Here is a 5,250-nt window from a genome sequence, read left to right on the forward strand (position 1 = left end):
CGGCCGGCGGGGGGGGGGGCCCCCCGCGGGGTCGAACACGCCCCCCCCCCCCCCCCGGGGGGCCGGCGGGGGGGGGGGGGGGGGCCCCCCCCCCCCCCCCCCCCCCCCCGGGGGGGGGGGGGGCCCCCGGGGGGCGCCCCCCCCCCCCCCCCGCCGCCCCGGCCCCCCCCCCCCCACCAGCCCCCCCCGCCGCAGCAGTACACCCAGCAGCACACCCAGCCGCAGCAGCACACCCCGCCGCAGTACGCCCCCCAGCCCTACGGCCCGCTGGCGCACGAAGGCGGCTTCGCCTACGGCAACCCGCCGGCACCGCCCATGCAGTACGGCCCGCAGGACCAGTTCATCCCGGCGCATCTCCAGGTGCCCAACCCGTACGCGCCGCCCATGTATCAGCAGTCGTTCATGTACCCGCAGCAGATGCCGCCCATGCAGCAGAACGTCTACGTCAACGGCGGGGGCAAGCGCGTCAACCACGCCCTGCACCTGATCCTCACCATCCTCACCGCGGGCCTGTGGCTCCCGGTGTGGCTCATCCTGGCGTTCGCCAACTCGTAACCGCTCCTCCCCGTCGGGTGCACCGGCGGGGTGGAGCGTGAAGAACCAGGTCGACGACGACGAGCCCGGCCCTCCCGCCCCGCGTGCCGACCACCCGCGGTTCTCCACGAGCACACACCGGCGTGGTCGACCTCGACCAGCGGTAGCGACCGCCGGGCGGCGTCATGACTGCGTGGTCGCCACCAGTTGCCCGGCCCGATCGGACGTCGCGTGCCCGTGCGCCAGGGGCGGCTGGGGCACGGCACGGAGGTCGGGAGCCGCGGGAGTCCACGTCACGTCCACCGAGGGCTTCCCCAACAGCACTGTCATGAGGACGACCCCGGTGAACACCAGCACGGAGAACACCGCCGGAAGCACCCACCCGCTCTGGGCCTGCAGGGCGGCGCCGGCGGCGAGTTCGGCCGACGCCACCAGGCTGGCCGGCTGCGAGCCCAGGGTGAACAGGGCAAAGGCCAGCGCGAGAACCACCGCGGTCCCTATCGCGGTGAGTACCCCGGACGTCTTCAGCGCGAGACGGATTCGGGTTCCGGCGGGAGTGCTCATGGTGGTTCTCCTTTCAGCGTCTGCAAAGGATTCGGAACCGCTCCCCTCAGGGATGGGTCGGTTCGGGCCCACCTGATCCGGAAGCAAATTCTCCTGGCGCGACCTCCGTCGCGTGTGCTTCACTGGGTCGCACCGGAAGGGGAGTATCCCACTAGACGCCTCGTCGTCAGTACGGCCCACGGGCCCGGCGGAGCGGACCGCGCGCAGCAGCGCCGGTCGGGAGAGACCTTCGATCACCCACTGATCGAAAGGTCCCGCGTCATGCACACCCCCCTCTGGATCTGGCTGGCGGTCATCGCGTTCATCGTCGTGATGCTGGCCGTCGACCTCGTCGCCCACCGCAAGGCCCACGTCATCGGGGTCAAGGAAGCCGCGGCATGGTCGGCGGTGTGGATCGCCTTCGGCGTCGGCTTCGGCGCGATCGTCTGGGCGGTCTGGGGCGCCGAGTTCGGCCAGCAGTACTTCGCCGGCTATCTCATCGAGAAGTCCCTGGCCGTGGACAACGTCTTTGTCTGGGCGATCATCTTCGCCCACTTCGCCGTCCCGCCGCAGTTCCAACACCGGGTCCTGTTCCTCGGCGTGCTGGGCGCCCTGGTCTTCCGCGGCATCTTCATCGCCGGTGGCGCGGTGCTCATCCAGAACTTCTCGTGGATCCTCTACATCTTCGCCGCGTTCCTGCTGTACACGGGCTTCCGGATGATCCGCCAACGCGACGAGCACCTCGACCCCGACCAGTCCAAGGTCCTCGCGGCGTTCCGCCGGCTGGTACCCATGACCGACACCTTCCACGGTCAGCGGCTGCTGGTCCGCAAGGGCGGCCTGGTCATGGCCACCCCCCTGCTCGCCGTGCTGGTGCTGGTCGAGACGACGGACGTGGTCTTTGCCGTCGACTCCATCCCCGCCATCTTCGCCGTGACCGACGAGGTGTTCCTGGTCTTCACCGCCAACGCCTTCGCGATCCTGGGGCTGCGCGCGATGTACTTCCTGCTCGCCGATCTGGTCCACCGGTTCATCTACCTCAAGATCGGCCTGGCGCTGGTGCTGATGTGGGTGGGCGTGAAGATGCTGCTGAAGATCGACGTTTTCTACATCCCCACCCCGATCTCGCTGGCGGTCATCGCCGCCATCCTCACGGTGTCGGTGGTCGCGAGCCTGCGGGCCACCCGCGGCCAGGAGCGCTCGAGCCTGCCGACGCTGGCCGAGCCCCCGTTCCGGGTGGCCACCGCCGAGGAGGACGCGGAGCTCGAGCCGCTGCTGCGCCGCTCCCGCCGCCGCGACGAGACGGGCGCGGGGCACCTGAGCTGACGTGACACCGCGACAACGACGAGCCCACCGCCCCCGGCCGACCATCACCCGCCCCGCGGGCGCAACGGTCGCCGGGCGCGGTCAGGATCCGGGTTTGTACTGCCAGACCGGCACGTCGGAATCGATCCGCCTCCAATCGCAGTAGGCCTCCTGGCCGTTCGAGGGGTCGATCGCGGTCGCACCGACAGGCCTACAGCTCTTCCCCGCAAGTGAATTCGCCACTTCCGTCCGCGGCTTCAGCCGAAAGCCGGGCGTCCACGGCACGTTCGAGGTGTACGGGGCCCACAGCCGGGCGTCGGTCCGGTCGAGGTAGGTGCACCAGAGCTTGGTCCCGTCCTGGGCGTAGGCCCACTGATTGGAGGCAGGACACGCGCTGTACGCGACCACCCAGTTGGACGCCACGTACTTCGGCGCCGGCGGGGGCGGCGGAACGGGGTCCTGCCAGAACCACGGGAAGGGCAGCGGTGGGAGCTGACCCGCCGCCGAGCCCACCGGGACGGGCACCGCGATCGGGTCGATCGGCGGAAGCTCGACCGACCCTCCGGGGAGCGGCTGCGCCTGGGCGACGGGCGCGGCGGTGACGCTGAGGGCGAGCACCCCGAGTACGCCGGCGAGGAGTTTACGAATGCTGATCATGGTCTCTCCACGTGGTGGTTGGGATATGACCGGGAGTCAAGCAGAGGGGTCCGACACCGATCGCCCCCGCGGCCACCGCGCCGCCAGCCGCCGCGCCGGGTCGTCGACAACGCCACCGAGAAGGGCGCCGGCACCGGGGGGCGAGGCCTACGCTCGACATCAGCACACCCACTCAAGTCCCGCCGCGCGCGGTGGAGGAGCCGCCGCGGACCCGTCACCGCAGACAGACTCCCAGGAGGACCCGACATGACCGCCGAGGACCGCCCCGACCCGGACGAGTACACCCCGGGACCGGATCCCGTCACCGCCGCCGAGGAGTACCAGCCGGAGGTCGTGGTCAGCGACCCCACCCGCGAGGCGAACCCCGCGGACGTCGCCGACCAGGCCATCGAGCTGCCCGCCGACGTGACCGACCCGGACGAGGTGGGCGACTGAGACGAGGTCGGCTGACCCGGGAACCCGCCGATCCCGGCCGCCCCACCCGCCACCCCGGGTAGCGTCCGACATCATGCACCCCTCGCCTGACCAGGCACCCGCGACCCCGCCCGACCAGCCCGACCAGCCCGATGTGGTGGTCGAGCGCCACAGCGAGGTAGCCGTGATCCGGCTCAACCGCCCGGCCCGCCTCAACGCGGTCACCACGCGGAGCCTCACCGACCTCATCGCGGCCCTCGACGCCTGCGACGCCGACGACGCCATCCGGGCCGTCGTCCTCACCGGCACCGGTCGGGCGTTCTGCGCGGGGGCCGACATCTCGGGCGGGGGCGAGACGTTCGCGATCGATCCCGACCAGGACTCCGGCACCGCCCCGCCAGACACGGGCGGCCTGGTCTCGCTGCGCCTGTTCCGGATGAGCAAGCCGGTCATCTCGGCGATCAACGGGTCGGCCGCCGGGGTCGGGGTGACCATGACCCTGCCGACGGACGTGCGGATCGCGGCGGACAACGCCAAGTTCGGGTTCGTCTTCACTCGCCGCGGGTTGGTCCCGGAGGCGTGCTCGAGCTGGTTCCTGCCCCGGGTGGTGGGCATCTCTACAGCAGTCGAGTGGACCGTGGGCGGCAGGACGATCCCCGCCGCCGAGGCCCTCGAGCGCGGACTGGTGCGTGAGCTGCTCCCGACCGAGCGGGTCCTGCCCCGCGCGATCGAGATCGCCCGCGAGATGACGCAGGGCACCGCGCCGGTGTCGGCGGCGCTGACCCGACAGCTGATGTGGCGCATGCTCGGCGCGCCCGACCCCGAGGTGGCCCACCGCGCCGAGTCCATCGGCATCTACACCCGCGGCAAGTCCGCCGACGTCCGCGCCGGTGTCACCGCATTCCTCGCCAAGCAGGAGCCGGACTTCCCCGACCGCGTCTCCGACGGGCTGCCCGACCTCTTCAGCTGACCCCCCCACCCACGTTCCGGATCGGACCCCCATGCCTTCTGCCGAACTGCCTTCCGTCGACCTCACCGGCCGCGTCGCGATCGTCACCGGATCGACCGCCGGCCTCGGCGTCCGGTTCGCCCACGTGCTCGCGGAGGCGGGTGCGACGGTCGTCGTGACCGGGCGGCGCGCCGAGCGGATCGCCGAGGTCGTCGGCGCGATCGGCGAGCGCGGCGGCAAGGCCCACGGCGTCCGGCTCGACGTGACCGACCCGGACTCCATCGAGGCCTGCCTCGAGCAGGTCACCGCGGAGCTCGGCGTCCCGCAGATCCTGGTCAACAACGCCGGCATCCCCGACGCGCAGCGCGCCCACAAGATGTCCCTCGAGCTCGTGGACGCCGTCCTGGACACCAACGTCCGCGGCCCGTGGCTCATGGCCACCGGCCTCGCCCGACGGCTCATCGCGGCCGAGCTGCCCGGCCGGATCGTCAACATCTCCTCGATGGCCGCGTACCACTACGCCGGCAACGGGGCCGCGCTCTACTCCACGGCCAAGGCGGCGGTCAGCCGGATGACCGAGGCCCTCGCGGTGGAGTGGTCACGCCACCTCATCAACGTCAACGGCATCGCGCCGGGGGTCTTCGCCTCGGAGATGACCGACGGGATGCTCGCCCGGGTGGGCGACATCGCGCCCGGCTTCCCGCGCAAGCGGATCGGCCTGCCCGAGCAGCTCGATTCCACCCTGCTCTACCTGGTGTCCGACGCGTCGGAGGCGGTCACCGGAACAGTCATCAAGGTCGACGACGGGCAGATGCCCCGCTGACGTCCCCCGTCGGGGGCCGCGGAGG

7 protein-coding genes are annotated in these 5,250 nt (G+C 71.8%); 5 read left to right on the plus strand and 2 right to left on the minus strand.

Going from position 1 to position 5,250, the window contains the following annotated elements; all coding sequences use genetic code 11:
• Positions 1 to 315 precede the first annotated feature (315 nt).
• On the plus strand, positions 316 to 555 hold the full coding sequence (locus Q0444_RS11440; RefSeq protein WP_299023280.1) for a hypothetical protein: 240 nt from the start codon (positions 316 to 318) through the stop codon (positions 553 to 555).
• Between the two features lie 162 nt (positions 556 to 717).
• Here the strand turns inward: Q0444_RS11440 and Q0444_RS11445 are convergent, their stop codons facing one another.
• Positions 718 to 1,098 (minus strand): hypothetical protein, encoded by a 381-nt coding sequence (locus Q0444_RS11445; protein ID WP_291081216.1) that lies wholly within the window; start codon positions 1,096 to 1,098, stop codon positions 718 to 720.
• 261 nt (positions 1,099 to 1,359) lie between these two features.
• On the opposite strand from Q0444_RS11445, the gene Q0444_RS11450 reads away from it, so the two are divergent.
• Entirely contained in the window at positions 1,360 to 2,403 is a 1,044-nt protein-coding gene (locus tag Q0444_RS11450; protein ID WP_291081214.1) for a TerC family protein, read from the plus strand.
• Between the two features lie 81 nt (positions 2,404 to 2,484).
• Here Q0444_RS11450 and Q0444_RS11455 read toward each other — a convergent pair whose 3' ends face one another.
• Positions 2,485 to 3,039 carry a hypothetical protein gene (locus Q0444_RS11455; protein WP_291081212.1) on the minus strand — a complete coding sequence of 185 codons (555 nt, stop codon included), beginning with the start codon at positions 3,037 to 3,039 and terminating at the stop codon, positions 2,485 to 2,487.
• Between the two features lie 246 nt (positions 3,040 to 3,285).
• Between Q0444_RS11455 and Q0444_RS11460 the strand changes: the two genes are divergently transcribed.
• The 3 genes from Q0444_RS11460 to Q0444_RS11470 all read left to right on the plus strand — a co-directional run bounded on the left by Q0444_RS11460 (position 3,286) and on the right by Q0444_RS11470 (position 5,225).
• A complete protein-coding gene (locus Q0444_RS11460; protein WP_291081210.1) occupies positions 3,286 to 3,474 on the plus strand; it encodes a hypothetical protein in 189 nt (62 codons plus the stop codon).
• A gap of 73 nt (positions 3,475 to 3,547) precedes the next feature.
• A complete protein-coding gene (locus Q0444_RS11465) occupies positions 3,548 to 4,423 on the plus strand; it encodes an enoyl-CoA hydratase-related protein (RefSeq protein ID WP_299023281.1) in 876 nt (291 codons plus the stop codon).
• A 31-nt stretch (positions 4,424 to 4,454) separates the two neighbouring features.
• Entirely contained in the window at positions 4,455 to 5,225 is a 771-nt protein-coding gene (locus Q0444_RS11470; RefSeq protein WP_291081204.1) for an SDR family NAD(P)-dependent oxidoreductase, read from the plus strand.
• The last annotated feature ends 25 nt before the right edge of the window (positions 5,226 to 5,250 follow it).

It is taken from the genome of uncultured Dietzia sp., assembly GCF_937873725.1.
Taxonomy (GTDB): domain Bacteria; phylum Actinomycetota; class Actinomycetes; order Mycobacteriales; family Mycobacteriaceae; genus Dietzia.

Bases quoted from the DNA above. Each gene is read 5' to 3' on its own strand.
- Q0444_RS11440 (WP_299023280.1), top strand. From the start codon at position 316: ATGCAGTACGGCCCGCAGGACCAGTTCATCCCGGCGCATCTCCAGGTG.
- Q0444_RS11445 (WP_291081216.1), bottom strand. From the start codon at position 1,098: ATGAGCACTCCCGCCGGAACCCGAATCCGTCTCGCGCTGAAGACGTCC.
- Q0444_RS11450 (WP_291081214.1), top strand. From the start codon at position 1,360: ATGCACACCCCCCTCTGGATCTGGCTGGCGGTCATCGCGTTCATCGTC.
- Q0444_RS11455 (WP_291081212.1), bottom strand. From the start codon at position 3,039: ATGATCAGCATTCGTAAACTCCTCGCCGGCGTACTCGGGGTGCTCGCC.
- Q0444_RS11460 (WP_291081210.1), top strand. From the start codon at position 3,286: ATGACCGCCGAGGACCGCCCCGACCCGGACGAGTACACCCCGGGACCG.
- Q0444_RS11465 (WP_299023281.1), top strand. From the start codon at position 3,548: ATGCACCCCTCGCCTGACCAGGCACCCGCGACCCCGCCCGACCAGCCC.
- Q0444_RS11470 (WP_291081204.1), top strand. From the start codon at position 4,455: ATGCCTTCTGCCGAACTGCCTTCCGTCGACCTCACCGGCCGCGTCGCG.